Consider the following 25,674-nt stretch of genomic DNA (forward strand, 5'->3'; position numbering starts at 1 on the left):
TTATTACATGACTGCATTACATGACTGCTTATTCGTGCGGCTTATTCATCGAGCTTATTCGTCCCACTTTGCGGGCGCTTCGTAGCTGGCGACCTCAAAGGCATCAACGTATTGGCGAGTAAAGCCGGCGGCTTCCAGGCTATCGATGGCCGAGTGGCACACCAGCGGCAGGCGTGTCTGCAGCGGTACACCACTGAGGCTGCGGCGCACGGCCATGAGTAAGCGGGTGCCATGGCCGCTGCCTTTCCACTCTTGGCTGATGTAGAAAAAGCGCAGCTGCCAGGCAGCCTCATCGTCAGGGCGACAGGCCAGCACCATGCCCAGCGGCGGCCCGTCACCATGGCGTAGTGCCAGCAGTCGGCCCTGCCAATGCGCGACCTTACCTTCGTCGCGCTGTAACCAAAGGCCGCGGTGAACGGTAAATTCCAGCGCCCGACGCAGCGTTTCCAGCACGCTTTTATCTTTTAGCACCCATGGTGAGTGCCCCTTGGCATCCGCGTGATAGACCGCTTCGATAAAACTGTCGATGTCCTCGCTGCGCGCCTCCTCTAGCGGGCGGGCGCGCTTCACGCTGCTCTGACGCTTATGGCGCGTCGTAGGCTGAGACGTGCCGGCGCTAAACAGTTGCTTAAGTTTGGTCAGCATTGCTGCCTCGCTCGGCGTAGAGCGCCGCTGGCAACTGGAAGCCCGCCGCTAGCGGGCGCGTAAAGGGGTTGGCTGAGCCGTTAGCAAACAGGCGATAACGCATCGAGCCGCCATCGACGTTGAAGCGCAGTTCCAGCTCCCGCTCGCTGACACTGGTGATATCGGCTTGTTCTAACAGCCGGAACCAGGCCCAGGCGCCGTCTTGAGTCACGCTGCGCGGAGAGCGGTTGATTTCACTAGGCACCATAGTGACGCGACTTTCATTGCCACCGCGTAAAGTATTGGGCCAAATCATCGAAACACGCTGGCTGGCGCTGTGGGCGTATTCGATCAGCTGGCCGTCCACGCTGATCACACTGCGACGCTTGTCAGGGCTTAAGCTCACCGGCTCTAGGGCGAACTCCACATCCAGCGCGCCGTCGCGGCTAAAGTAGGCGCGACGAATTTGCTCGGCCTGTTGAACGGCGGTGTGCAGGCTATCGCGCAGTAGCGAGTTACCGTCAGCATCAACTAAGTACTCGGGCGCGCCCTCAATAAAGGGCTTTAAGCTTTCTTCATAGAAGGCATCTAGGGTGCCGCTGGGGGCAAAGAAGTCTTCAAAGTCGCTAAGCGCTACTTCACTGGTGGCGCCGGGGGCAAGCGGGTAGCGGCCGGCTAGGCGCTCTTGATAAGGCGCGACCACTTCATCCAGCCAAAGGTGTTCTAAATGACGCGTGGCACTCACCATCATTAGCTGCCAGCTCTGATCAGCCAAATCATGCAGCATGCGGCCTACCGGCTGCGGCGTGTTTTCGGCAATGCGCTGTAGATTGTAAATGGGGTCGTTACCACGCAGCGAAAGCCGATCACGCACATTCATAAAGGCGGCACGCTCTGCATCGCTCGACTCTTCAATTTCCTGCAAGTAGTTGCGCAGCTCAGTGACCGCTACCTTAATTTCCTCAAGCGACGAGGGGTTGTCATTACGCGCCTGGCTGAGCTGGTTAATCGGCGTAAAGGGCTGCTCAATGGCCAGCGCTAGCTGGTATCGCTGAGATTCGCGCAGCGCTGCGCGGGCCTGTTCGTCATCCTCGGGCAGCTCAGGATAGAGGCTGGTATTACGTTCAACGGCGTTCAACAATCGGTCTAATGGCCGCTGTGAACCCACCAGCGCATCCGCCACCACGATGGCCTGATGAATGTCCGGCAAAGGCACCAGCTGCGTATTGCGCAAGGCATCGCGCCAGCTAACGTGATAGTCACTCACGTAGTAGTCGCGCAGCGCCGTTTGCAGCTGCTGTTTATCGGCTTCGCTAAAGTTGATGTTATCGCGTTGCCCCAACACCCACACGTCGATCAGCGCAAGCTCTGTGGCCCGATCAAGCTCTTGTAGAAAGTAATTCTCGAAGCCGTCGCGGGTCACCAAGTGAGGCAGTTGCACGTACTCGGCCTGATCATTGCGCGCCATAAATACCGTATTGAACAGCGTGCCGACGCTACGGCGCAGGTCAAGCGGTTCACCTTGGCGGCTACCGGCGACTTTCAAGGACGTATACACCCGCTCATCAATCGGCTGACGAGAAAGCTCTTGCTGTGCCGCGTCGATGCTGCCTTGAAGCGGCGCCATGGCTTGTTCGGCACGCTGCTGGCCATCAGCAATATGCCCTTGTAAATCGCTATGTATCAACGCGTAGTCAAGGTGTGTCAACAGGCGTTCTTGAACATCGCCCCGCTGAGGAAAGTAGCCCTGCCAGCGCTGCGCCATAAAGCGCTCTACCCGCTCAGGCTGGCGGCCACTGGCGTCTGACATCATGCGCAGCACGCGCAGTAACGCTAATTTCGCGTTACTGCCTTCCTCGGAGCGATTCATGTCATCCACGATGCCGATCATTAATGCCGGCAGGAACTGATTTTCCAGCATCGCCAGGTAGGCACGCTCAACCTGGGCGCCAATGATATGCCCTTGATAAAGCCCCATATCGGCGAGATAAGGCGTGTGCGTGCGGTATTCGGAGAAGGTTTCCAGCGCATAGCGCAGCCTGTCCAGCGGTTCTAGAAACTCATAGCCGCTGGGATCGTCGCTTTGGAAAGCCTCAGGCTGAGTGGCTAAGAACGTTGCCGCCCGCTCTTCTACTGCAGCGAGAGAGACACTGTTCTTTTGATAGAAATGCGCCCAGCCACCGACTAAACCAACTCCCATGATCAAGCAGGCAACCAGACTAATATTGCGCGCCCGACGGCGGCGCTGAGTCACACGGGCGTTATCGCCTGCTAAGCCTGCCTCGGGATAAATAACTTTATCAAACAACTCTTCGGTGAAATAAAGCGCGCTGCGGGTGGCCCTGTGCGCAGGCTGCACGGTATCGCCCATGCCGTAGCGGCGTGCGGCGGCATCAACAAACGGATCTTCCGGCACGCCCTGCTGATAAACCGAGGTAAAATACGTGCCGCGCACCATCGCCGCCGTTGAGAAGCGATCGCTCGACAGCGCCTCGGCCAGAAAGCCGAACAGCACATCGCGCAGCCCCGCTAACTGACGCACAAACCGGAATACCGACTCACGCTCATCGCGGTCGCGACACTCGGACAGCATGGTCGGCATATGCTGGTTCAAGCGTGCCAGCAAGGCGTCATAATCAGCTTCGAACTCAGACTCCCATTTCCCGGGCGTGTCCATCGAAGCGGCTGAAAAGGTAAAGCCAAGCGGCGCACGGCGGGCTGCGCGGGAATAGTGGCGGAAAAAGTCGTCAAAGCCGTGCAGCAAGTCCATTTTGCTAAACGTGACGTAAACCGGTAGCCGGGTGCCGTGACGTTCCATTAATTCACGTAAGCGGCTTCGCAACAGCGCGGCATAGGCTTTGCGCACCGCCACTTGGGCGTGGCTTAATCGGGCTAGATCCAGCACCAGTACAACGCCATCTAACGGCCGCTGGGCACGATTGCGCTCAAGCCAATCGACAAAATGGTCCCACAGCCTGCGCTGTAGCTCTTGAGGCTCACCGCCCTCCATAGCGCCCTGCGTTAGCAGCTCACCATCAGGGTCAATCAGCACTGCTTTATCGCCAATCCACCAGTCAAAGCCTAGCTGGCCCTGCTTGCTGCTCTGCCCAGATGCTTTCATCACGTGGGTCAGCGCAAAGGTTTGGCCGGAGCGATTGATCAGGCTGGTTTTGCCCGCATTTTCGACCCCCATCACCAGGTACCAAGGCAGGCGATAACGGCTGTTATGGCCACCGCCTAGGCTCGACGTAATCTCAGTCAACACGCTGTCGAGCGAGGCTTCTTGTCTCTCCACCTGGGACATAATCGGGTCTTGCTGGCGAGCGTCTTCGTGCTCACGCTCTTCATCCAAGGTTCGCAGCCGGCGCGCTAAGCGGACTCCCCAGATCACAGCAATAAGCGTGACGACGGCCAGCGTTGCCAACAAGCGGTTCGTCAACGGGGCAAGCGGCATGACGTCGCGTATTTCCCAACCCGGCCCCAGCCACCAAATAGCGACCAGTAATACGATGAGCAACACCGCCCATAGCAGTGTTGAGATCCGCAATAGCCCTTTCGCTTTATTACCATGCGCATTGGCACGGTTTTTCGCTGTTTGTGCCCGCGACAAGCCAGGCACCCAGCGGCTCAGCTTTGATGTTAATGTTGACCACATTAGCCTTTATCCCTCGTCCCTGTTACTGATGAATATTGTTTAGTGCGTTTCTTTAACCGCCGCTTTAAGGCGCGATACGAGCGATGGTTCCCACTGTTCCATCGCAAGTTCGGTGATAGTTTGGTGCAATGTGCGGTAGTGCTGCTGCGCAAGGCTCTCCAGCCCGGCTTCATGCAAAAGGTCTGCACTCGCTAAACGCCAATAGGCATTTTCACGAGGCGATCGGGCGGCGCTAAGGCCTTGATCAAGCACTTTTAATGCCGCGCCCACATCGCCACCTTCCATTTCCTCGCGAGCCTCTTCTAAGCCCGCCTGCCAAGCATCATTACCGCCACTGCTGGCCCCACCGCTACCCGGCATTCCGCTGCTATGCAGCCAGCGCTGAGTCTCATCATCGACAAACGCCGCACCGTTATTAAAGGTCAGCGCTTCAATGCCGGGCAGACGTTGCACAAAGCGCTGCGCTTCATCACGGATCGCCTCAGCGCAGCGCGGATGCCCCAGCTGTTTGGCAATACCAGCGCTCAGCCGGTGGCCTTCTAGCCAATAGGGGCTGACCGCTAGGCTATTTTCAATGCGCTGCCATAAGTCGCTGTCGCCGCCGCGCGCAAAGGCTTCTCGGTAGCCGGCAATGCGGTCGGCGGAAACGGGCGCAAGCTCTGTCCGCCCGCCTTCTTTAGAAGAAGGCAGCGCTTGTATGGCACTCCAAACGGCGTAGCGGCGAAGGCGGTAAGCAAGCGGTTCCCCCGAGGCCTGCTCGGTCAAAAAATCCGCCATCTTGAGCAGCGCCTGACGATTCGAGCGCTCGTTACCTGCCTCTAAGCGCAGCTCCGGCACTTTCGCGGGCGCCTCAACGGTTGGCGCCGCTTGCTGCCCTGTTTGGCTGCTCGCGGTCTCGCTTCGCTCACTCGTTGGCGTAGCGCTATCGCTATTGGCTGAAGACGGTGTTTGAGTAGGACGCTGCGCGGTGAGCTGGCGGCTCAACTCATTCAGCGCCTGCCCGGGGAGTGAGTATTGCTCTACGCATGCCTGCAGCTCCATTAGCGCGGTATCGCAAGCATCGAACTCATCGTCTGCATTATGAAAGTCCAGCCCGGCGGCGAGCTTTACGCTGCGCTGGGTAAACTGCTGAAACAATCGCGGCCGCAGCTTTGCGCCCCGCGGACCATTAAAGGGATAGGCATGCGCCCACCAGGGCTGCTCCAGAGCACGCGTTAACAGGCGTAGTGACAGCGCAAAGCGCACGCCATTGCCATCGTGCTGTAGGCAGTGCAGCAAATGGCCTAGCACTTTTAAGTCTTTGCCGCGCTCGCTCAGCATGCGAATCGCCAGCGCTTCAGCGCTTTCCCACGCGACACTTGCATGTTGCAGCGAGCCGACTTTCATCATTTCAGCGTCAAGGGCTAGATAATCGCTGGTTTCCTCAAGCGACTCCCCCACAGGCTGCCCGTCTGCATTGTTAGCCAGCGGGGCCAGCAGAGGATCAAGATGAGCGGCGGCGGTAATACGCATAGTTGGCTCCCTTACCAGCGGCACGCTTCGCGCATGGGCTGAATGGCTTGACGCAAGCCCGTGATGTCAAAACGCAAACCATTCAACACGGCGACATCACTCGTCAGCGTGACCTCATTGGCGTTAAGCAGCTGTCGCAATGTCTCAATCGCGGGCAACCCTCGGCCGCCGTTAAGTACATGGCCATCGTCGCGTGCACGCCACTGCTGCTGGATACTGCCCGTATTAGTCGAAAGCTGAAGATCAACGCGAGCCGCGTTGACCGGTTCAGGCATGTGCAGTTGGAAGCGAGTGATCGCTTTCTCACAGGCCATCACCATCACCGGGCGCGGCGGCGTGGTTCCCAACGCAGGCACGCTCATCAACACATCGTCGCCGACTTGTTCCACCATCAGCCCTAGCGCCTGTGTATCTCGCTCGGCCTCTTGGCGCTCAATGGCGTACCACAGGTCGGATAGCTCTGAATCGTTTGTCGTGGCCAGCGTTGGTTTAAACACGTCGTCGTAGCAGCTGAGCCGATCTAAACGCGAGGGCTCTTCCGCACAGGCCTGCGCGTTATCCAATACACTCTCTAGCCCTGCTTGATGCGAGTCGGCATACAGCCCGGGGCTACTGCCAGCGCCTATAATGAGCAGCGCCCTGCATGACCATTGGCGCGTCAGTAAGGTCATTTTCATTTGGTATCCAGTTCTAGCAGTTGGCACTTGTGCGCCAGCGTTCGCTTAGGTAAGCCAAGGCTTTCAGCGGTTTGTGCTCGGTTGCCGCCAAAGTGCAGCAACCGCTGACGAATAATGTCGGACTCAACGTCCCGCAGCGCCTGGCGCAAGTCGTCAATACTGTCCGGCAACGCGTACGCGCCACCGCTGGTCGGCAGAGTCGTATTTATGGGCGCGTCATTATCAAGCTCTCCTGGCAGCACGTAGGCATCAATATCAGTGCCTTGCGCGGTCATAGCGCAGGCGTAGTCGATAAGGTTTTTTAACTCGCGCACGTTGCCAGGGTAATCGCGACCGTGCAGTAAGCGCAGCGCCGCGGGCGTAATACCCATTTCGACGCGCCCTTCACGCTGGCAGAAATCGGTGATGAACGATTGCGCCAGTTGAGCGATGTCATCGCGCCGTTCGGCAAGCGGGGGCAGGGTCAACGGGAACTGACCGAGCCGGTAGTAAAGATCGGCGCGAAACTGCTGCTCGCGGATATGCTCGCGAAGCGGCTGATGGGTCGCAGACACTATGCGTAAATCGGCGCAGCGTTCTTCGCTCGCCCCCAAAGGGCGATAACGGCCGCTTTCCAGCACGCGCAGCAGCTTGGCCTGCAGCGCTAGCGGCATATCACCCACCTCATCCAGAAAAAGCGTGCCGCCGTCGGCTTGGCTAATCAGTCCTTCCTGGGCCTGGTCCGCGCCTGAAAATGCACCTTTGGAATGACCGAACAGCTCAGACTCCAGCAGCGCCTCGGGAATGGCAGCGCAGTTAATCGCCATAAACGGGCCTTTTGAGCGCGCCGAAAGCTGGTGCAGGGCACGCGCTACACGATCTTTACCCGTCCCGGTTTCGCCTTGCAGCAACACGGCCAGATTAGTTTCTGCTGCTCTCACCACTTGGCGGCGCAGCGTGTGCATAGCCATCGACTGCCCCAGCAGGTCTTCTGCTAACTGGTCTGCCAGCGTCTGGCGCCGGGCGCCGTCGTTGAGTTTGGCGAGGGAATCACGCAGCGCGCGCGTACGATGCCGCTCGCCCTGCTCTCTCGAAAGCCGTGCCCACAGCCTGCATAGCAAGGCTTCAAAAGCTGCCATGCCGGGGTCGTCATTAAGCGCGTTGAGAGCGTCTCGCTCGCCCACCATTAACAGCACACCCAGCCACTCTTGATCACCGTCCATTGCCCGCAGTGGCCGTACTTGGAGGCATTTATTCGCCGCTAAGCGCGCCACTTGTGTTTGAAACGCGCGGTGGTCCAAACGCGTGCGTGCATCACCCACACTTAACGTTAGCGCTTTACCGCTACGAATAACGTGGGCGTAGGGATGGCTAAAATCACTGCAATCGAACTGCGCGGCATCGCCGTCACGCCCCAGCCAGCGGCCGCTGCCTTCCACATAGAGGCACTCTGCGCCATCCAGGCCCAGGCCATCACGCACCAGCGTTGCTGCTCGCGCGCGCAACGCCTCTGCGTTAGCACTCTCTACTAGGGTTAATGCAATCGGCATTGCGGCTAGCAGCGTCATGAAGTTACGCAACCTCCGCGGTAAAGGTGCCCAGTTCAGCATCGACACCCAGCGCAACGCGGGTCACCTGTTCACGACGCGCCATGCGTTCGAGCAAGGCACGCGACAGCGGCGGGAGCAGCTCACCGTCAATCACCGATTCCAGCATGCGCGCGCCGTTTTCACTGCGGGTGGCACGCTGGCAAATCGCATCCACCAGGGTGTCATCCAGCGCTACATCCGCATGCCTGTGGCGTTCGCGAATACGCGTTGCCAGCGTGTGCAGCTTGGCTTTGGCGATATCGCGCAGCGTATCGCCGTCTAGCGGCAGATAAGGCACCACTTCCATACGGGCGAGCAGTGCGGGCTTGAAGAACTCAGCCAGTACGGGATAAAGCGCTGCATCAAGCTGGGCAGCGTTATCGCCGTGGCGGACAATGGCCTCATAGCCAAGGTTAGAGGTCATGAAAAAGAGCACGTTTTTACAGTCGATTAATCGCCCTTCCCCATCGGCCAGCTCACCTTTATCGAACGCTTGATAGAAGAGGTTCAACACGTCGGGGTGCGCTTTTTCAACTTCATCCAGCAGCACCACCGAGTAAGGCCGCTGACGAATCGCTTCGGTCAATAGGCCGCCCTCGCCAAAGCCCACATAGCCAGGCGGTGAGCCAATTAGCCGAGAAACGGTATGCTTCTCTTGGTATTCGGACATATTGATAGTGGTCAGAAACTGGCGACCGCCATACAGCTGGTCAGCAATCTGCACCACGGTTTCAGTCTTACCGACCCCGCTGGGGCCCACCAAAAGGAAGGCGCCCAAGGGCCGCCCTGGCCGGCGTAGATCCGCACGGGCAGTCAGCAGATGGCGGTGAATGCGCTCTACCGCGCTGCTTTGGCCCTGGATTAATTCCCCTAGATAAGTAGGCAGCTCGGTAAGCCGCGTTAGCTCATCACTGGTCATGCGCTCTACCGGGACGCCTGTCCAGTCGCCGATCACCTGGGCAATCTGTGCTTCTTCAACACTAGGATTAACCAATGCAAAGGTTTCTTGCAGCTGCGTCAGCTGCTGTTCACGCTCGGCCAGCGCCTGATGAATATCTTCAGGCAGTTGATCCAGCGCATCGCTATTGGTGGCGTCTAGCAACTGGCGATGCATCGCGACAATCGCATCAACACACCCACGCTGCGCCTGCCAGGCGGCTTCTAAGCTTGCTAGCTCCTGCTCAAGCTTGGCTAGGCGCTCCGTTAAGATGTGGTGATTTTCGCTATCGGGCTCACGCCCTAGCAGTCGCTCACGCTCGAGCTGGTCGCGCTCACGCAATGCGGCGATGTGCTCGCTTTGCAGATGGCTGAGCCTGCGCGGCGGCGTGTCTAACGCCTGTGCTAATCGCGTGCAGGCGGTATCCAGCACGTCGATCGCTTTGTCCGGCAGCTGCCGCCCGGCCAAGTAGCGTGCCGACAGTGCCGCGGCGGCGCGCAAACCGCTGTCGCCAATCAGCACCCCATGGGCACGCTCGTAAACATCGCGCAGGCCGCGCAGAATCACCAGCGCCTGCTCCACGCTCGGTTCAGAGAGCGCTATAGGCTGGAAGCGCCTTGAAAGCGCGGGGTCTTTTTCGAAGTACTTTTTGTATTCGCGCCACGTGGTCGCGGCAATGGTGCGCAGCTCGCCGCGCGCCAGCGCAGGCTTGAGTAAGTTGGCCGCATCACCGCCCCCTTCTTGATTACCGGCGCCAATCAGCGTGTGCGCTTCATCAATAAACAACAGCGTAGGGCGCGGTGCGTTTTTCACCTCATCAATCACTGCTTTCAGGCGTTTTTCAAACTCGCCTTTAACGGCAGCGCCTGCCTGCAGGGCGCCTAAATCAAGAGTCAGTAGCTCAACATCTTTTAGCGCTGCAGGAACTTGCCCTGCCACAATGCGTGCTGCCAACCCCTCCACAACGGCGCTTTTACCCACCCCGGCATCCCCGATCACAATCGGATTGTTCTTGCGTCGACGCCCCAGAATATCGAGCATCTGGTCGATTTCCGGATCGCGCCCCAGCACGGGGTCGAGCTCGCCTTGGCGTGCCTGTTCGGTTAAAGAGGTGGCAAACCGCGCCAGCGCACTATCGTTTTCAGGCTTCTCGCTTCCAGGCCCCATGCTTCCAGACCCCATGCCAGACTGGCGCCCTGCGTTTGAGGATGGATCACTGGGAGCCTCAGCCGATTCAGCGGCAAGGTGCTCTAAATGGCGGCGCAGCGTTTCGCGATTGATATCCGCCAGCAGGCGCACCGAACCCGCGCCAAGATAGCGCTCAGCGTTATGCAATAAAGCCGTTAGCACGGCGCCACTGCGTAATGCACGGTGCTGATATTCGGTAGCGGCGAGCAGCCAGGCGTCTTGTAATAGCTCCACCAGCAGCGGTGAAAAGCTGGGCGTGATGATCTCAAGATCGCGCGGCGGGCGCGTTTCTTCGGCAAGTTTTGCTCGCAGCGCCGCAGTATCGATCTCAAAATGCTCGCACAAACAGCGTACATCGCACAGCGGCTGGTCCAGCAGCGCTTGCAGCAAATGCGCGGCCGCGACTTCTGGCGCCTGTTGCTGTGCGCACAGCACCGCGGCTTGTTCGAGGCCTTGGCGGGTGATCGGGTTCAGGCGATCAATAAGCGCCGGTAGCTCTACCCTGAGCATGGTATCTCCTAACGATAGATTTGGTTAAGAAGCGAGGTGATCTGCTCAGCCTGCTGGTCAAGTGACCATGACAAGCCCATATACACCGCCACCATGGCAACCCCAAATAGCCCAAAGATGCCCCAAATAGGAAAGCCCGTTCGCCGCCCTTGGCGAGCGTTAACAACGTTACGCAATGGATGCGTAAGCGTTTCTTCAGAGGGCTGATCCAGAGTAGAAAGCTGGTCGCCGAGCGCGCGAACGATTTGTTCGTACTCATCACGGCCGTGGGTCATCACTCGATAGCGACCTTCAAAACCCAGGCATAGGCATAGGTAAATAAACGCCAGCATGTCGCGGTAGCGCTTGGGCTCTTGCTGCAGTCGCGCCAGGATAGAAAAGACTTTTTCGCCACCCCAGGTTTCATTATGAAAGCGCGTTAATAAGGAGTGTTCCGCCCACTTACTTTGCCGCCCCCAGGACATTCCCATCACCGCTTCATCGATGAAGGAGCACAGCACGTAGCGGTAAGCGAGCAGCGTTGCCCGGTCGTAGCCTTGTTCGGTCAGCTCGATTTCAATCGCGGCGATTTCGTCGACGACTTGACGATAAAGCCGCTCGACATCGCCTGCGCTGTCGAGCTGGCGCACACGTACCACCATTCCAAGCAGGCTGCTGGCGGCGTCCACTAAAGGATTTAAATTGTGACCGCGCAGGCGAAACCAGTAGTCCTCATCGGCATCCAACTGCTCGGCGTGGCTGTGGATTAAATGCTCTAGGCCACGCTCATTGATCAGGTCTTCATGACGCGCTTTGCTGCGCTCAGCGCGTGGGCGCACCAAATTGCGCTCATCGGTTGTGAGATGTTGCATGGCTTAACTCCTGATGGCCCAGAACTGCATTTCCAGGCCGGGGAACTCCCCTGCGACGTGGAAGGCAAACCCGCTGGCACCGTTGAGCATTCCCCAGGCTTCGCTCTGACGGTCCAATTGGAAGTAGGTATAACCGGCGTGATAAGGCAGCTCGCGAGGAGCAACCGGCAACGGTTCAAGCGGCACACCGGGTAACTGAAGACTGATAAGGTCGCGAATACGCTCGACGCTGGCCACTTTGGTTTGCTGTAAGAAAAGCTTGCGCAGCCGCTCGTTGGGCATATCCGCACGTACCGCCAGAATAAACTCCGCCGACTCGATCAGGCTGACATCGGAAAGTGGCGCCACCAGCAAGCCAAAACGGCGCGTTTGTAGCTGAATCGCCACCGCACGAGGCTCAAGCACGGTTGAAAGCGCCTGGCGCATCATCTTCATCAGCGGCCGGAACGAGCGATCAGGGTGATCGTGGTCATAGGCAGGGCACTCTGGCGGCAGCCGCGACTCATCGGTAAAGGTCACTAGCTCACAGGCCACTTCGTGCATGGTGTCGTAAAGCCGCTCGGGATGGAGCTGGCCTAGCCGTGCTAAATGCTGAAAACGCGGCTGAGCACGGTTAAGCAGCTGAAGCAGCATGAAGTCAGTCACATCGGCTACGCCGGCCTGGTGGGGCGTTGAGAGGCGCTGGGCAATATTGCGCGCTCGTTCGCGCATTAGCCCGGCCATTTCACCCACGAAGCGCTGAAGCCCAGAGGCCGCCTGCACGTTAAGCAACGTGGGCAGGAACTGCTCATCCAACACTAAGCTGCCATCCGGGCGACGCTCAACAATACGCGCAACCGCCAAACAGGCGTAGCCGCTGCGATCATCACGTTCTAAAAGCAGCCGGGGTGAGACGCGTGCAACGTCTAAATCTGCCGAGTCACCATCGCGGGAATGTAGGTCACGCACGCTGCGTGACAACAGACGATAGCGGGCCGGCAAATCATCGCCCGGCCAGCGCACTTCGCCGACGCCATCGGTTGCCAGCGGCAGGCCTAAATAGACCACTTGATTGGTAATGCTCGCATCGCTGATTTCTAGTGGGCTAGGCTCCATATCATCAGCGGGCAGATGGAAAGCCACGCCATCCGGCATAACGCCACTAGCGCGACTGATCGCTATGCGCCCAAAGCTTAAAAACTCGCTGTTCAGTTCCAGCGATAGGAAGCCATATAAATAGTGGCTAACCCCTTTTAGACGCGTATCGATTAAGCCTTCTAGGCTGCGCTGCTGCTGCTGGAAATGCTGGGGCTTGATGAATAAGCCTTCGCTCCACACCACACGATTTCGGCTGGCCATTATTCCTCCTTCCTTAGCTCTACTTCGTTGTCACGGAGGTGAACCAGCAGGTGGTAATGCTCGCCACTCGCCTTTACCTTGACGACCTTTTTCCACTCGGCTTCGTTGGGCGTTGCATAGAACGCAATCAGCCCGATGTAACGCGTGTCTTCATCGACTTCGAACGGTTCGTAAAACTTCCACTGCCCGGGCAATAAAGTGAAGTCGTCATGGGTCAGGTAATTCGTGCCTAGCGCTTCTTCTAAATCACGGCTTAACTGACCCAAGTCGGCAGCCATTAGCATGGAATCGTCTTTTAGCTGAAGCACCTGAAAGCGCAGCGGCGTTCCTTCACCTTCCACATTGGGATTAACGTTCGGCTCGGCAATCATGCTCATGTCGACCGTGGTGGGCCGATCTTCGGGATAGCCAACGGGGATCGAGGGATCACGTAGGACCTGCCACGTTTTCCCGGTGGCTTCACGGGTTGAGGCACAGCCTGCTAACAGCAGAATGACGCCCATCAGCCAAGCAAGCCGTACCATTGTTGACACGCTCATGCTTGATCGGATCATGCCTCCTCCCGCTGCTGGCGACGCACCGATTGGTCATACGCCTGCTCGAAAACTTCCCAAAACAGCTTTTGAAAACCTTGCTGGCGCCCTGAGTTGAGCTCGCGGTAATAGTGGTGATACATCTCCCACGCCCAGCCGCCTTCGTCTTCAATACGATTGCCCGCACCGCGGTAGGCGTGAAAACGCTTTAACAGCGCTTCGGGTGAAAACGCATCAAGAATAGTGCCGAGCGCATGGCCAATGGCCTCCTCCACAGCGGCTTGATGTTGACCTTGATGGCGCAAGCACTCGGCGACGGCCTCAGGGGCGGACAGATGCACCGGGCTACGCTGGGCCGAAAACAGGGTTTCAGCGGTCTCTTCGTAGGACTGCCCCAGCCGTAGAGGATTATCTTCAATCGGCTGTAAACGACGGTCGCGCAGCGGATATTTACTATTATCCTGGGCCTGCTGCAGTATCCGCAGGCCATCGATAGTGGCACGCAGCGTTTGGCCTGCTTCTTCTAGAAACGCCTGCTGTTCTTCGCTGTCGCGAAAGCTTAGATCCAAACCTAGGCCTTTAAGCAACGGGTCTGCACCAACATGGCCAAGCGCCTGTGTTGTGGGTGCTTGCCAGCGATCTTCCAATTGCTCACCAACCGAGCGCTCTAAGTCGTTTAGCTGCCGCTCATCCATGCCACTGCTCCTCTGCGTCGTTGTGCTAGTTGTGCTAGTTGTGCTAAAAGACGGTTTGTTAAATTTCTGTTCTTGATAGGCCGACTGTTGATAGCCTGATCCTTGATAGGTTTGACGCTGTGAAAACGCCACGCTCTCCAACGGCTCAATGACGTCTGAAACGGCGTCATCACGGTCTAAGGCCACCATCGGGTCATGCTGAATAGAGCCTGGCAGGGCACCGCCCAACGCCTCGATGGGGTCGCCCTTTTCAGCCTCATGGCTAAACGTTTCGCCGGCACCCGCTGGCCATAGCGTGGCATCAGCCGTCACGTCGTCATGCTCTTCGTCGATGAGCCGAGAAAGCGAATGAACGCCGGGCTGCCAGGCGTGCCGATCGCCTAGGTGCACCTTTAAGCAGTACTCACCGACGAGCAGCTCATCACCATCGCGCAACGCCACTTTTCGGTTGCGCCCCACCGGCAGCGTGGTGCGGTTGATATAGGTGTGGCCGCTTAGATCTACTAAGCAATACTTGCCGTCAATCTTGATGATTTCGGCATGGCTGGGCCTAATTTGCCCACCATGATCCTGGAGCAGCCAGTCGTCATGAGGGCTGCTCCCCAGCGTGCCGCCGTCCTGTTTAAAAACAAAGCTGCTGACTGAGCGGCCTTCAAGCTGCTCGCTGTTAGTTACCACTAACGTTATGGCTTCAAGCTGATTAGCGTGCATGGCTTAACTCGTCATCTGAATGCGTACACAGCGGCGCGCTGTGCTGTCGTCGCTTTCTGGGTCGACAAACGTGGTCCACCCAAGCTGGCATGAGCCGGCGTCGCCTAAGCGCATCGGCTTGACCTCGCTCTCCAATAATTCAAGTTCAAGGTCGTAGGCCAGCGGCTCGCGCAGTACAAAGCTCACTAGCGTTCGTAGCGGTTTGTGTTCTTCACCGTCGGGCAGAAAATCTCTGAAACGCGCCAAGCTCAGCCCGCGCAAACAAAGTGCAAATTTGCCTTTAACATCGGCGACACGATCCCCGGCGACCATATCTTCTCCTAGGGTCATTCCCGCCATGCCCGTGCGGCTTCGCTGATCCGCTGGAATTTCTACCCAGCGCATCACCCACTCGTCTATCTCGACACTGGCTAAATCAAAGCAGTGGCCCACAATGCCGCACACCACATCAGGCGAGCGCGACCGCCCCGCTAACAGGCCCGCGTAGGCGAGCATTTTGCTCCAGTTGATCGGCGTTTCGCCGCGCAGATCGCTGTCTGCTAGCCCAACCAACGCAAAGATGGCGGCGGAAAAACCATCGGTAGCGTCATCTTGATAGCGCACGTAATGGCGATATTTACGCCAATTACGATGGGCGAGCGTCAGCAGCCGATGGTTGAAAAAGTCTAGAAAATCACCCGCGGCACCTTCCTGATGGGCGGCGCTATGCGCCAATGCTTCCAAGTAGTAACCGGGTAGCGGGGACTGCGAGCCCTGCAAACCAAGAAAACTGACTTCCATCTCATACTGACCTTCCTGGCTTTCTCGCAGGGCGAGCACATCACTGCTGGGAAAACCTAGCGACGCCGATGCGTTGTAGCGCACTCGCTGAAAGGAGGGCACGCTACCGCCATGCCGCTGCTCTAAGTCATCGCCATGATGCCGGTGCAGAAGCTCGACGAGTTGATAAAACTCATAGCGTCGCGCCCCCTGAATCACGGGGGCAAGCGCTACATTAGGGGCTGCTGCCCCGCCTGTAAGGTCCATGTGTAGCGCTCTTGGTTATGGCGATTAATGACATGCAACTCGTGAAAAGAGTTGATGCTTGCGTAAAGCGAAAAGAAACGCGCCAGCACGCTACCAAACAAATAGAGGCTGCCTTCATCGCCAAAGGCTTCCTGATCAAGCGTCATCACCGAACGTAAGCCGCGCACGGGCAGCCCTTTACGCAGCCGATCCACCGACTGGGTGTCGATATCAATAATCCCGGCTAAGCGTTTTTGCGCCACCCGTTCAGCCTGGCGGTCCACCAGCGCACGAAAGTCATACGCTCGTAGTACCGAACACAGCGCATCACGCTCAAGCAGCGAGAGATAGTTAAGCGACAGATTAGAAATCAGTATCCACAGCAGCCCATCGTCAAGCGCAGGCCGCAGCACCGGCGTTGGCCGGGTGATATTGCGAAAAGCAGCGTAAGCGGGACTCTCTTCGGTTGGCACGCACAGGTCGCCAATGGTCAATTGCTCGGGCAGCTCACGGTTGCTGCAGGTCAACTGTAAAGAGATCGTTTCACGACGCCCCACGCGGGCCCGCTCATCACCGCGAACAAACGCAATGTCATGATCAAAGCCATCGCTGCGCAGGCTGTCGCGCACGCGAACGCGGTAATACAGCGCTTCACGCCCCCGGTCTTGCTCTATTTGGTGTTGAAAGCTTTCAAACGGGACGTAGTTTCTTGGATTACCTTGGGCATCCGCATGCTCACCCGCCAACCCGCCCTGCACCTGATCAACGCTGAATACCTCGTAGTGAGAAGGCGATCGGCTGCTAGGTCGAATACGGTATTCGCTGCGCTCACCGCTTAAATCGATGGGTTCAGCATCATGCTCAAAGAGATTAATCGCCGGCGTGCAGTACAGCGCCAAGTGCTCATCTTGCACCCGCGCATCGGTCGGCAATATGCGTGAAAACACACAGCGCAACGTCACGCTGCGCGCCGTTTCCGCAGGCAAATACTGGTTTAGATTCAGCACATCGAAAAAATGGAACGCCTCAGGAAAGCAAAGGTACTCCTGCAGGATGCGGTAACCTTGATGAACGTTCTGCGGGTACGGCAGCAGTGCCTGATCGCGCTCAAACCCAACGGCTTTTAAAGCTCTAGCGGGTAATGTCTGTACCTTACCGTCGATCTCTAACTCAAGGCGGGCCAGGTAATGGCTCATCCATAGGTACAGCGTACGAGCGGTATAGCCATCGCCGCCCAAATGCAGGCGCAGAGCGTTAATTCCCATGGCATTCATCGGCTGATCGCTGCGTACGTCCATGGTCAGCTCAACGATAGACGATTCGCGCGTATGGCGGGCATCTACACCGGCATGCGCTAACGGATAAAGCACCACGTCATGGCAGGTACGAAACTGGCACGCTGTACCGTCTACCGGCTCGCTGGCAAGTTCAGTGCCACGCGGCACTTGCTGCTGCTGGCTTAGCGCGTGCCACGTCGGCGTGAACTGCACCACGGTCATGCTGGGCACGGGGCGAAGGTAGTTCGGCCACAGCATGCTGATTAAGGAGTGAGTGAGTTCCGGGAACTCATCATCCACCTTCTCGCGCATTCGGCCAGTGAGGAAAGCGAACCCCTCTAACAAACGCTCTACGTCAGGGTCCGTGCTACGCTCAGAAAGAAAGCGGCTCAGGCCGGGGTTTGCATCCGCAAACTCCCGCCCCTGACGCTTCAAGAAGTTGAGTTCATCTCGATAGTAGCGATTAAGCATGCGTGCCTCTTGGGCCTATCAGTTAAGGCACTGATAACGCTTGTTGTTAAGCAACAAATCGATCGTGGCGTGGGTGTTATCTTTGCCCAGCGCAACCGTTGCATGCACCTGAAAACGTAGCTGCAGCGGGTCACCGTGATTGGGCAACGACTCAACGTCCACGCGCTTGACTCGCGGCTCAAAGCGTTCAATACACTGGCGGATGGCTTGCTGAATATTGAGCTCTAGATCCAACACGCCGATCGTGGCGTCGTTGAAATCAAGCAGCCCCAGCTCAGGAGCGCACGCACTATTGCCTGGGTGGCTATTGAGCAAATCAACCAAGTGGCGCTTGACCGACGCCACCACCGCCATTAGCTCGTCGCCTTCGTCCCGCAGCACGGGCTGGTGAGGCGCCGCAAGGCGTTCGAATAAGCGGCTCCCCAACGACTCTCTTCCCTGCGATTCATTTATCAACGACTTGCTTCTCAACGACCCACTTCTCAGCAATCCACCGCTGTCAGTTGCCATGACGGCGTCCCTTTATTCTTTGTCGAGGCGTCCAACAAGTGAGAGTTCAAAGTTAGCACCCATGTATTTAAAGTGCGGACGCACGGACATGGAAACTTGGTACCAGCCTGGCTCACCCTCAACATCAGAAACCTGAATAGAGGCGGCACGCAGCGGGCGGCGGCTACGCACATCTGCAGGGGGATTTTCCTGATCAGCCACGTACTGGCGGATCCAAGCATTCAACTCACGCTCAAGATCCTGACGCTCCTTCCAGGAACCGATCTGCTCACGCTGAAGCACTTTTACGTAGTGCGCCAAGCGGTTGATGATGAACATGTAGGGAAGCTGTGTGCCCAGCTTAAAATTAGTCTCTGCCGCTTTACCCTCAGGGGTGTTGGGGAAGACCTTGGGCTTTTGAACGGAGTTGGCTGAAAAGAACGCAGCGTTATCGCTACCCTTACGCATGGTTAGTGAAATGAAGCCCTCTTCGGCCATTTCAAACTCGCGTCGGTCGGTGATTAACACCTCGGTAGGAATTTTTGCCTGAAGCTGGCCCAGCGCTTCGTAGGTGTGCACGGGTAAATTCTCAACCGACCCGCCGCTTTGTGGCCCAATGATATTGGGGCACCAGCGATACTTGGCAAAGCTATCGGTTAGCCGCTCGGCTAAAAGGTAAGCGGTATTGCCCCACAGATAGTCTTCGTGGCCGTCACTCACATTTTCACGGTAGTTAAAGGTCTTGATGGGGTTTTCTACCGGATCATAGGGCGTTCGCAGCAAAAAGCGTGGTGCGGTTAAGCCCAGGTAGCGGGCGTCTTCTGACTCACGCAGGCTGCGCCAGCGAGCATATTTTGGCCCTTCAAAAATCGCCTTGAAGTCTTTGATATTCGGCAGCTCCTCAAAGCTATCGATACCAAAAAACGAAGGGGCAACAGATGACATAAACGGCGCGTGCGCCATGGCGCCTACGGCTGACGCATACTGCAGTAGCTTCATATCCGGCGTGGAAGGTGAAAAGTCATAATGGCCAATGATACCGGCAACGGGCTCACCGCCGAACTGGCCGTAGCCAGCATTATAAACGTGCTGATATAAGCCGCTCTGACTGATTTCAGAGGCGAATTCAAAGTCTTCTAGCAGCTCTTCTTTGGTCGCATGCAGCACATCAAGCTTAATATTTTCACGAAAATCGGTGCGATCAACCAACAGTTTCAAGCCGCGCCACGCTGACTCTAGCTGCTGAAAGTTGGTTTCGTGTAAGACTTCATCAACTTGATGACTAATTTTGCGATCAAGCTCAACAATCATGTTATCAACAAGTGATTTATTGACCTTAGGGGCCGCCTCGCCGCCATTCAGCAGCTCAGCAATAAACGCTGCCACGCCCTGCTTAGCAACGTCGTACCCTTCATCGGCAGGCGCCATGCGCGTTTGCGCCATAACCTGATCAAGTAGCGATACCTCTGCTTCTGTCTCTACCGATGCCGCTGTGCCCTGCTGCTTTGCTGACTTACTCATCACTGTGCCTCGAATACGCTATATCGCATTGAAAAAACGCTGCTAATACCTAGGATTTATTTATCCTTATCGGCATCCAGCAAATGCAGCTCGTTTAACAGCTGCTGGCGTGCTTCGTCGTTTTCCAGCAGCTTCTGCAGCCGGTCACGAAAAGCAGGCACGTTCCCCAGCGGCCCTTTCAAGGCCACCAGCGCTTCGCGCAATTCAACGAGCTTGCGTAATTCAGGCACCTGCTTTGCGACTGCGTCAGGCGAAAAATCTTCGAGTGATTTGAAATCTAGATTGACAGCGATATCGCCCGCTTCATCACCTTCATCCAGCCGGTTAGGCACCGCGGTCTGCAAGTTCAGCCCCGCTTCACGCATGACCGACTGGAAGTTGTTTTTATCAACAGAGACGGCCTGGCGCTCTTCAATAGGGGTTTCTTCTTCCCCCCCCTTAAAGTCACCCACCACCATTAGCTTGAGCGGCAGTTCCGTTTCGGACTGCTGATCACCGGTAGCTGGCACATACTTGATATTGATGCGCTCTTTCGGCGCAACGGTTCCTTGCTTAGCCATGGAATTTAGCCCTGGAGAGAAATGTATCAATGTAACTGTTAATAGTTCTCAATCTAGGGACGGTAACGAATTGCTTGGACGGGCACCAATCACGGCTTCTCTACCTACAACGCTTCAGCTGCCTAAGCATCATTAATCATTCAGCCAGCAAAATAGAATTTACGCCATGTTAGCGTCACGTTTTAAGAAGTTGGGCTGAAAACGATCAAAATAATAATTAAAACTAATTATCTAATCATAATTTGTAAGATATCTCTTACAAACTCTGTCGGCAATCTCTTAAGGTTATTGACTGAAATCACGCACAAATGAGACAGCTGAAATGGATAGCGCCTTAACGATTCAGCTGATTAGAGGTTGAATAAAAGAAAATATACACCGTGCTTTTAATACTTACGTTACTTAATGAAACCAAAAGCAGTCACAAATTACTATAAAAAATAGTCTAAATTTATAATCAAAAATGAATGAGCAATTCGTTGCCATGCAAGCAAAGAGTTGCTTAAAGTAGGCAATATTTTGCCTAATAATAATTAACAATCAACATTATTATAAATAAATTATTGAAATTATTGATTAAATTATAAGTGGCATAGCCCTTGCCTTATATATTGAGTCCGCATGACATTTCTTTCAATATTTAAGTCAAGGAGCAGACCATGCCAACACCATGTTATATCAGCATCGAAGGCCAAACTCAGGGTAACATTACCGCTGGCGCCTTTACGCCGGACTCTGTCGGCAACATTTATGTTGAAGGCCACGAAGACGAGATGCTAGTTCAAGAGTTCAAGCATGTGGTTACCGTACCGACTGACCCGCAGTCTGGTCAGCCTTCCGGCCAGCGCGCTCATAAACCTTTTATCTTTACCGTTGCTCTCAACAAATCAGTACCGTTGATGTACAACGCTCTTGCGTCTGGGGAAATGCTGCCTAACGTAGCACTCAACTGGTACCGCACGTCTGTTGAAGGTAAGCAGGAACACTTCTTTACCACCACATTGACTGATGCCACGATCGTTGATATCAACCTGCGCATGCCACATGCCCAGGACATCAACAAATCTGAGTTTACTCAGTTGATGGATGTGTCACTGGCTTACCGCAAAATCGATTGGGAACACACCGTTGCCGGCACTTCCGGTTCTGACGACTGGCGCGCTCCGATTGAAGGCTAAGCAGAACCGTTAAAACGAGCCTGCAAAGCCGCGCGTCAAAGCGCAGAGTATGTTGCAAAAAAAAGCCCCTTTGGAAGGGGCTTTTTCGTCAGATGCTAAGACAGCTAAAAGGTCATAAGACCAGGCGCCTAAACAAACCGCCCAAGGCCTACGGCGGCACGCAAACGGTCCATGGTCTGCGTGGCTTCTTCGCGGGCGCGCTCGGCGCCTTTTTGCAGCACTGTCTCAATGTGAGCAGGGTCTGCCATTAGCTCGTTATAGCGCTCACGCGGGGCGCTTAGCTGAGCGTTCAAGTAATCAAACAACTGATTTTTTGCATCGCCCCAGCCAATACCTTCCGCGTACTGATCACGCAGGCTAGCGGACTCTGCTGACGTGGCGAACGCCGAGTAGATTTGGAATAGCGTGCAGCTATCGGGGTCTTTTGGCTCACCCGGCTCTAGCGAATTGGTCTTAATCTTACGCACCAGCTTTTGCAGCTTTTTCTCAGCGACAAACAGCGGAATCGTATTATCGTAGCTTTTGGACATTTTACGACCATCTAAGCCATTCAGCAGCGGCACCTTATCGTCGACGACAGCGTCAGGCAGGGCAAAATGCTGACCTTTATAGAGGTGGTTAAAGCGCCCAGCGATATCACGCGCCATTTCGATATGCTGAATTTGGTCACGCCCGACCGGCACCTTGTTGGCATTGAACATTAAAATATCCGCGGCCATCAGCACAGGGTAGCCAAACAGCCCCATAGTGATGCCTTTATCAGCGTCTTGATTTTCCGCTTCTTCATTTTCTGCTACCGCTGCTTTATAAGCATGGGCACGGTTCATCAGCCCCTTGGCGCATACGCAGGAAAGCATCCACATCAGCTCGGGGATTTCGTGAATGTCCGACTGACGATAGAAAATGGCATTGTCAGTATCTAACCCCAGCGCCAGCCAGGTCGCGGCAATCTCCAGCCGTGATTCTTGAACACGCTTCGGGTCTGGGCACTTGATCAACGCATGGTAATCAGCCAGAAAGTAAAACGATTGAACGTTAGGATCCTGGCTTGCCTCAATGGCAGGCTTGATCGCTCCAACATAGTTGCCTAAATGGGGCGTGCCGGTGGTAGTAATACCGGTAAGAACGCGGGTTTTAGCAGACTGACTCATGGTTTTTGGCTCATCGTTGAACGTACATGGCAATATGATACGTGCATCGACATTGCGATGCGACAACTGCGGTTAGTCTCTAAATTCAGGCATTTACTCAAGAAATAAAAAGTAAGGATGACCCACCACCACAGGCCCTTCTTGATTTGCATATAGCGCGCCAAACGCAACGAGGCTCTTTTTATCATCAATGATTAACGGCAAATAGAAACACACGGCCGTTTCGGCTGCGCATTGGTCATTAACCTGCCCGAGATGAGCAATATCATCCCACGTCATTTCTTCAATCGCACTGCGTGAGTACGTTTCCGCCCCCCAATCTAGTGCATCCATATCTTGTTTGAACGCTACCTCTAGCGCTTTCGAATAGGCAGACTCAGCGTTCATCGTGGCCTGCACTACTGCGCGGTAGTTACCCGCTAAGCGCTCGTCAATCAATGCGCTCTGCATACCCGACATACCTAACATCAACGCGGCAGAAAGCAGTGCCATGACAACCACTAACGCCGCGCCCCGCTGCTGCCTCATGAGCGAGCCTCCAGAAGGGCTGCCACCTTGTCACGCTCACTCACCATCAGCGTAAACTGGTCGCACGTTTCATTAGCGCTTTCCCTGCAGTCACCGACAAGTAGCGTTACGCTAGTCGACACACCATCAGCATTGGCTTCGTAAAGCGCCGGGCAGTCGACCGCGCTATCGACCTGGGCGAGATCAACCAAGGGCTGACTTTGACGCTCATCTTGAAGCACACAGTAGTGGCGCGTACCGCCATCGGTTTGCCGCTCATCAGGCGTTATGGCGTAATTCGCTATATTGCCTTGGCGCGCCGCTTGGGTAAGTGTATTCACCGCAAAGACTAACGCCTCTTGCTTGCGGCTAACGGCATCCACGGCCCTAAACGTTTGGAAGGTGGTTAGAAACAGTTGGCCAGCTCCCAAAATAATGACCGTGCCAATCGCCATGGCCACCATCACTTCAACCAGCGTAAAGCCCCTTTGACCGCTCGTCATCGCCCGCTTCCCGCTAAATCAGGCAGGATAAGCGTATAGCTCATCGTATCGTTTAGCGTATTTGATGCAGCGTCATCTTCACGACTCGCCAGCGCAATCACAATGGTAAATTCACACCCAGAGCGCCGTATGCTAGTTGCTGACTCATCCGTGCCGCGCAGCGGGTTCGATGCAGTGTCGCCAAAACCCCGCTCTCCAAAACCATTATCACCAAACCAATGAGCCTTCCAGTCTGCTTCGACATCAATACTGGCGCAGCTATCAACATCGGTGCTTGCCAGCTCAGCCCAGAGGCGCTCCTGTGCATCCACGGCGGCTAGATTGGCTATCGAATGCTGATAGCCGTTCGTGGCGCTGTGTAACGCCTTTAGCTGCATGGCCGCCACGCCGAGCAAACCAACGGACAGAATCACCAGCGCAATCAATGCCTCGATTAAACTAAAGCCCCGCTGCGGGCTCGGCTCACCAACACGCATTAGGCAACCTTTCACCACGTGCTGTTAAGCGCAAGTCTTCAGCGCAGCCGTCTTCTTTAGGCGAGCTGGCGGTTAACATATAGCCGCTATCGTGGGATGTTAACGCGATGGCATAGTGCTGATCGGGAGACAGCTCACCAATGGCACAGTCATGATAGGAATAGGTACGCGAGTAGCAGCGCTCAAGCTCAGAGGCTGCCTGCATTAGGCCTGCATGAGCATCCGTGCGCATGGATTGCTGCACGTAGCGGGTATAACTGGGGTAGGCAATGGACGCAATCACGCCAATGATAGCGACCACGATCATTAGTTCAATCAAGGTAAAACCCAGCTGGCCGCTCAACGGAAAACGGCCAGTGGAGGAATGAGGAGCATAGGACATGCGACTTTTCTCCTGGGTCAATCCGCTCATACGGCTTAGCGAGCAGATATAGCACTTAGAGATTAGGCTTTGCACGAAAAATGCTTCCGCTCGACCATGCGGCGTTAAAAATCAGCTCAAAATACTCATTTACACACGTAAACTCCGTTTTTTCGCTGCTTTTTGCCTTGCCTGACCTTCGCTCAGCGACTTTTCGTACAAACCCAAGTACCTAACAATAGCTCTTAAAAACAGTGCTTAAAAAGCATACTAAAGTTAGCATGTCACAGATGAATACACGATGCCTAGCCGCTCACGATGACCTTTTCACGTAGCTCTTTAGGCATAGAGAAAGTAATGGTCTCTTCGCGCCCCTGCAGCTCTTCCGGCACGGCAGCACCGAGGCTTTGCAGCTTAGCAATAACGCCTTTGACCAATACTTCAGGAGCACTAGCACCGGCGGTAACGCCAACATGGGCTACATTTTCAAGCCACTGAGGGTCAATCTGCTCGGCATTGTCGATCAGATAGGCCGGGGTACCCATGCGCTCTGAGAGCTCACGCAAGCGGTTTGAGTTAGAGCTATTCGGGCTACCCACCACTAGCAACAAATCACTCTGATCGGCTAGCTCGCGCACGGCGTCCTGACGGTTTTGCGTGGCGTAGCAGATATCGTCATTACGCGGCCCCTGGATCGCAGGGAACTTGCCGCGCAGCGCAGCAATGACCTTGGCAGTGTCGTCCATCGAAAGCGTGGTTTGTGTCACGAAAGCCAGCTGCGAAGGATCGCGCACGTCAAGCTTCGCCACGTCTTCTTCATCTTCTACCAAGTAGATATGTCCACCGAGCGAGGTGTCGTAACGCCCCATGGTGCCTTCCACTTCAGGATGGCCCTCGTGGCCGATAAGCACACACTCTTGACCGCGCTTGGCATAGCGCAACACTTCCAGGTGTACTTTGGTCACCAGCGGGCAGGTGGCATCAAAGACCTTCAAGCCACGCCTTTCGGCGTCTGCTTGAACCGCGCGAGACACGCCGTGGGCAGAGAAAATCACGATGACATCGTCCGGCACTTCATCCAGCTCTTCTACAAACACAGCCCCACGGGCGCGCAGCGTTTCAACCACAAACCGGTTATGCACGACTTCGTGACGCACATAAATAGGCGGGCCAAAGACATCCAGGGCACGGTTAACGATATCGATAGCGCGATCCACGCCGGCGCAAAAGCCACGTGGATTGGCCAATTTGATCTGTATGGGCTGTGCTTGCGTCGGTTGCATAGGTTGCATCGATTGCATAGTAGCGCCTTGATGCGTAAGCGCATCGCTTAGTGAATAAGAACGTCGCTAGTGCTTGTCCTAGTAATAGTAAGC

The 25,674-nt window shown here is 55.8% G+C and carries 22 protein-coding genes; 1 reads left to right on the top strand and 21 read right to left on the bottom strand.

Annotated features, from left to right (window positions below; all coding sequences use genetic code 11):
- Positions 1-54: 54 nt before the first annotated feature.
- From KUO20_RS13485 to tssB, 15 genes are read right to left on the bottom strand one after another with little or no spacing between them, the layout of a single operon-like run.
- Complete coding sequence (locus KUO20_RS13485; protein WP_235040353.1) at positions 55-645, bottom strand: GNAT family N-acetyltransferase; 591 nt, start codon at positions 643-645, stop codon at positions 55-57.
- The gene (tssM, locus tag KUO20_RS13490; protein WP_235040354.1) at positions 629-4,279 is read right to left on the bottom strand and encodes a type VI secretion system membrane subunit TssM; all 3,651 of its coding nucleotides are present in this window, start codon (positions 4,277-4,279) and stop codon (positions 629-631) included. Before tssM ends, KUO20_RS13485 begins: the two co-directional genes overlap by 17 nt.
- A 39-nt stretch (positions 4,280-4,318) precedes the next feature.
- Complete coding sequence (gene tssA / locus KUO20_RS13495; RefSeq protein WP_235040355.1) at positions 4,319-5,791, bottom strand: type VI secretion system protein TssA; 1,473 nt, start codon at positions 5,789-5,791, stop codon at positions 4,319-4,321.
- A gap of 11 nt (positions 5,792-5,802) precedes the next feature.
- Positions 5,803-6,468: a type VI secretion system-associated protein VasI gene (vasI, locus tag KUO20_RS13500; protein WP_235040356.1), complete on the bottom strand. Its 666-nt coding sequence runs from the start codon at positions 6,466-6,468 to the stop codon at positions 5,803-5,805.
- On the bottom strand, positions 6,465-8,015 hold the full coding sequence (locus KUO20_RS13505; RefSeq protein ID WP_235040357.1) for a sigma-54 interaction domain-containing protein: 1,551 nt from the start codon (positions 8,013-8,015) through the stop codon (positions 6,465-6,467). Before KUO20_RS13505 ends, vasI begins: the two co-directional genes overlap by 4 nt.
- 4 nt (positions 8,016-8,019) lie before the next feature.
- Entirely contained in the window at positions 8,020-10,671 is a 2,652-nt protein-coding gene (gene tssH / locus KUO20_RS13510; protein WP_235040358.1) for a type VI secretion system ATPase TssH, read from the bottom strand.
- Positions 10,672-10,679: 8 nt separating this feature from the next.
- Entirely contained in the window at positions 10,680-11,522 is an 843-nt protein-coding gene (gene icmH / locus KUO20_RS13515) for a type IVB secretion system protein IcmH/DotU (RefSeq protein WP_235040359.1), read from the bottom strand.
- A 3-nt stretch (positions 11,523-11,525) separates the two neighbouring features.
- Complete coding sequence (gene tssK, locus KUO20_RS13520; protein WP_235040360.1) at positions 11,526-12,860, bottom strand: type VI secretion system baseplate subunit TssK; 1,335 nt, start codon at positions 12,858-12,860, stop codon at positions 11,526-11,528.
- Positions 12,860-13,414, bottom strand: a complete 555-nt coding sequence (gene tssJ / locus KUO20_RS13525) for a type VI secretion system lipoprotein TssJ (RefSeq protein WP_235040361.1) — start codon at positions 13,412-13,414, stop codon at positions 12,860-12,862. Before tssJ ends, tssK begins: the two co-directional genes overlap by 1 nt.
- Positions 13,411-14,799: a type VI secretion system-associated FHA domain protein TagH gene (tagH, locus tag KUO20_RS13530; protein WP_235040362.1), complete on the bottom strand. Its 1,389-nt coding sequence runs from the start codon at positions 14,797-14,799 to the stop codon at positions 13,411-13,413. Before tagH ends, tssJ begins: the two co-directional genes overlap by 4 nt.
- A 3-nt stretch (positions 14,800-14,802) precedes the next feature.
- The gene (gene tssG, locus KUO20_RS13535; RefSeq protein WP_235040363.1) at positions 14,803-15,825 is read right to left on the bottom strand and encodes a type VI secretion system baseplate subunit TssG; all 1,023 of its coding nucleotides are present in this window, start codon (positions 15,823-15,825) and stop codon (positions 14,803-14,805) included.
- Positions 15,789-17,552, bottom strand: a complete 1,764-nt coding sequence (gene tssF, locus KUO20_RS13540) for a type VI secretion system baseplate subunit TssF (protein WP_235040364.1) — start codon at positions 17,550-17,552, stop codon at positions 15,789-15,791. The genes tssG and tssF overlap by 37 nt, the downstream gene beginning before the upstream one ends.
- Positions 17,553-17,570: 18 nt before the next feature.
- The gene (gene tssE / locus KUO20_RS13545; protein ID WP_235040365.1) at positions 17,571-18,062 is read right to left on the bottom strand and encodes a type VI secretion system baseplate subunit TssE; all 492 of its coding nucleotides are present in this window, start codon (positions 18,060-18,062) and stop codon (positions 17,571-17,573) included.
- A gap of 12 nt (positions 18,063-18,074) precedes the next feature.
- Positions 18,075-19,562: a type VI secretion system contractile sheath large subunit gene (gene tssC / locus KUO20_RS13550; RefSeq protein WP_235040366.1), complete on the bottom strand. Its 1,488-nt coding sequence runs from the start codon at positions 19,560-19,562 to the stop codon at positions 18,075-18,077.
- Between the two features lie 56 nt (positions 19,563-19,618).
- Positions 19,619-20,122, bottom strand: coding sequence for a type VI secretion system contractile sheath small subunit (tssB, locus tag KUO20_RS13555; RefSeq protein WP_235040367.1), 504 nt, complete (start codon positions 20,120-20,122; stop codon positions 19,619-19,621).
- 659 nt (positions 20,123-20,781) lie between these two features.
- On the opposite strand from tssB, the gene KUO20_RS13560 reads away from it, so the two are divergent.
- Positions 20,782-21,300 carry an Hcp family type VI secretion system effector gene (locus KUO20_RS13560; RefSeq protein WP_096277924.1) on the top strand — a complete coding sequence of 173 codons (519 nt, stop codon included), beginning with the start codon at positions 20,782-20,784 and terminating at the stop codon, positions 21,298-21,300.
- A gap of 128 nt (positions 21,301-21,428) precedes the next feature.
- Here KUO20_RS13560 and KUO20_RS13565 read toward each other — a convergent pair whose 3' ends face one another.
- From KUO20_RS13565 to ispH, 6 genes are all read right to left on the bottom strand, one after another.
- Complete coding sequence (locus KUO20_RS13565; protein WP_235040368.1) at positions 21,429-22,451, bottom strand: tryptophan--tRNA ligase; 1,023 nt, start codon at positions 22,449-22,451, stop codon at positions 21,429-21,431.
- A gap of 93 nt (positions 22,452-22,544) precedes the next feature.
- Complete coding sequence (locus KUO20_RS13570; RefSeq protein WP_235040369.1) at positions 22,545-22,979, bottom strand: pilus assembly PilX family protein; 435 nt, start codon at positions 22,977-22,979, stop codon at positions 22,545-22,547.
- Positions 22,976-23,461 (bottom strand): PilW family protein, encoded by a 486-nt coding sequence (locus KUO20_RS13575; RefSeq protein ID WP_235040370.1) that lies wholly within the window; start codon positions 23,459-23,461, stop codon positions 22,976-22,978. Before KUO20_RS13575 ends, KUO20_RS13570 begins: the two co-directional genes overlap by 4 nt.
- Entirely contained in the window at positions 23,458-23,937 is a 480-nt protein-coding gene (pilV, locus tag KUO20_RS13580; RefSeq protein WP_235040371.1) for a type IV pilus modification protein PilV, read from the bottom strand. Before pilV ends, KUO20_RS13575 begins: the two co-directional genes overlap by 4 nt.
- Positions 23,924-24,319, bottom strand: coding sequence for a type IV pilin protein (locus KUO20_RS13585; RefSeq protein ID WP_273543288.1), 396 nt, complete (start codon positions 24,317-24,319; stop codon positions 23,924-23,926). Before KUO20_RS13585 ends, pilV begins: the two co-directional genes overlap by 14 nt.
- Positions 24,320-24,603: 284 nt before the next feature.
- Positions 24,604-25,599 carry a 4-hydroxy-3-methylbut-2-enyl diphosphate reductase gene (gene ispH / locus KUO20_RS13590; RefSeq protein ID WP_422823081.1) on the bottom strand — a complete coding sequence of 332 codons (996 nt, stop codon included), beginning with the start codon at positions 25,597-25,599 and terminating at the stop codon, positions 24,604-24,606.
- Positions 25,600-25,674 lie beyond the last annotated feature (75 nt).

Source organism: Vreelandella profundi (genome assembly GCF_019722725.1).
GTDB classification, from domain to species: domain Bacteria; phylum Pseudomonadota; class Gammaproteobacteria; order Pseudomonadales; family Halomonadaceae; genus Vreelandella; species Vreelandella profundi.

Excerpts from the sequence above, each read along its gene's own strand:
- KUO20_RS13560 (WP_096277924.1), top strand. The coding sequence starts at position 20,782 with ATGCCAACACCATGTTATATCAGCATCGAAGGCCAAACTCAGGGTAAC.
- tssM (WP_235040354.1), bottom strand. The coding sequence starts at position 4,279 with ATGTGGTCAACATTAACATCAAAGCTGAGCCGCTGGGTGCCTGGCTTG.
- KUO20_RS13570 (WP_235040369.1), bottom strand. The coding sequence starts at position 22,979 with ATGAGGCAGCAGCGGGGCGCGGCGTTAGTGGTTGTCATGGCACTGCTT.
- tssE (WP_235040365.1), bottom strand. The coding sequence starts at position 18,062 with ATGGCAACTGACAGCGGTGGATTGCTGAGAAGTGGGTCGTTGAGAAGC.
- tssB (WP_235040367.1), bottom strand. The coding sequence starts at position 20,122 with ATGGCTAAGCAAGGAACCGTTGCGCCGAAAGAGCGCATCAATATCAAG.
- vasI (WP_235040356.1), bottom strand. The coding sequence starts at position 6,468 with ATGAAAATGACCTTACTGACGCGCCAATGGTCATGCAGGGCGCTGCTC.
- tssJ (WP_235040361.1), bottom strand. The coding sequence starts at position 13,414 with ATGATCCGATCAAGCATGAGCGTGTCAACAATGGTACGGCTTGCTTGG.
- KUO20_RS13565 (WP_235040368.1), bottom strand. The coding sequence starts at position 22,451 with ATGAGTCAGTCTGCTAAAACCCGCGTTCTTACCGGTATTACTACCACC.
- tssA (WP_235040355.1), bottom strand. The coding sequence starts at position 5,791 with ATGCGTATTACCGCCGCCGCTCATCTTGATCCTCTGCTGGCCCCGCTG.
- tssC (WP_235040366.1), bottom strand. The coding sequence starts at position 19,562 with ATGAGTAAGTCAGCAAAGCAGCAGGGCACAGCGGCATCGGTAGAGACA.
- KUO20_RS13575 (WP_235040370.1), bottom strand. The coding sequence starts at position 23,461 with ATGACGAGCGGTCAAAGGGGCTTTACGCTGGTTGAAGTGATGGTGGCC.
- tssK (WP_235040360.1), bottom strand. The coding sequence starts at position 12,860 with ATGGCCAGCCGAAATCGTGTGGTGTGGAGCGAAGGCTTATTCATCAAG.
- tssG (WP_235040363.1), bottom strand. The coding sequence starts at position 15,825 with ATGGACCTTACAGGCGGGGCAGCAGCCCCTAATGTAGCGCTTGCCCCC.
- KUO20_RS13485 (WP_235040353.1), bottom strand. The coding sequence starts at position 645 with ATGCTGACCAAACTTAAGCAACTGTTTAGCGCCGGCACGTCTCAGCCT.
- pilV (WP_235040371.1), bottom strand. The coding sequence starts at position 23,937 with ATGCGTGTTGGTGAGCCGAGCCCGCAGCGGGGCTTTAGTTTAATCGAG.
- KUO20_RS13585 (WP_273543288.1), bottom strand. The coding sequence starts at position 24,319 with ATGTCCTATGCTCCTCATTCCTCCACTGGCCGTTTTCCGTTGAGCGGC.
- icmH (WP_235040359.1), bottom strand. The coding sequence starts at position 11,522 with ATGCAACATCTCACAACCGATGAGCGCAATTTGGTGCGCCCACGCGCT.
- ispH (WP_422823081.1), bottom strand. The coding sequence starts at position 25,599 with ATGCAATCGATGCAACCTATGCAACCGACGCAAGCACAGCCCATACAG.
- KUO20_RS13505 (WP_235040357.1), bottom strand. The coding sequence starts at position 8,015 with ATGACGCTGCTAGCCGCAATGCCGATTGCATTAACCCTAGTAGAGAGT.
- tagH (WP_235040362.1), bottom strand. The coding sequence starts at position 14,799 with ATGCACGCTAATCAGCTTGAAGCCATAACGTTAGTGGTAACTAACAGC.
- tssF (WP_235040364.1), bottom strand. The coding sequence starts at position 17,552 with ATGCTTAATCGCTACTATCGAGATGAACTCAACTTCTTGAAGCGTCAG.
- tssH (WP_235040358.1), bottom strand. The coding sequence starts at position 10,671 with ATGCTCAGGGTAGAGCTACCGGCGCTTATTGATCGCCTGAACCCGATC.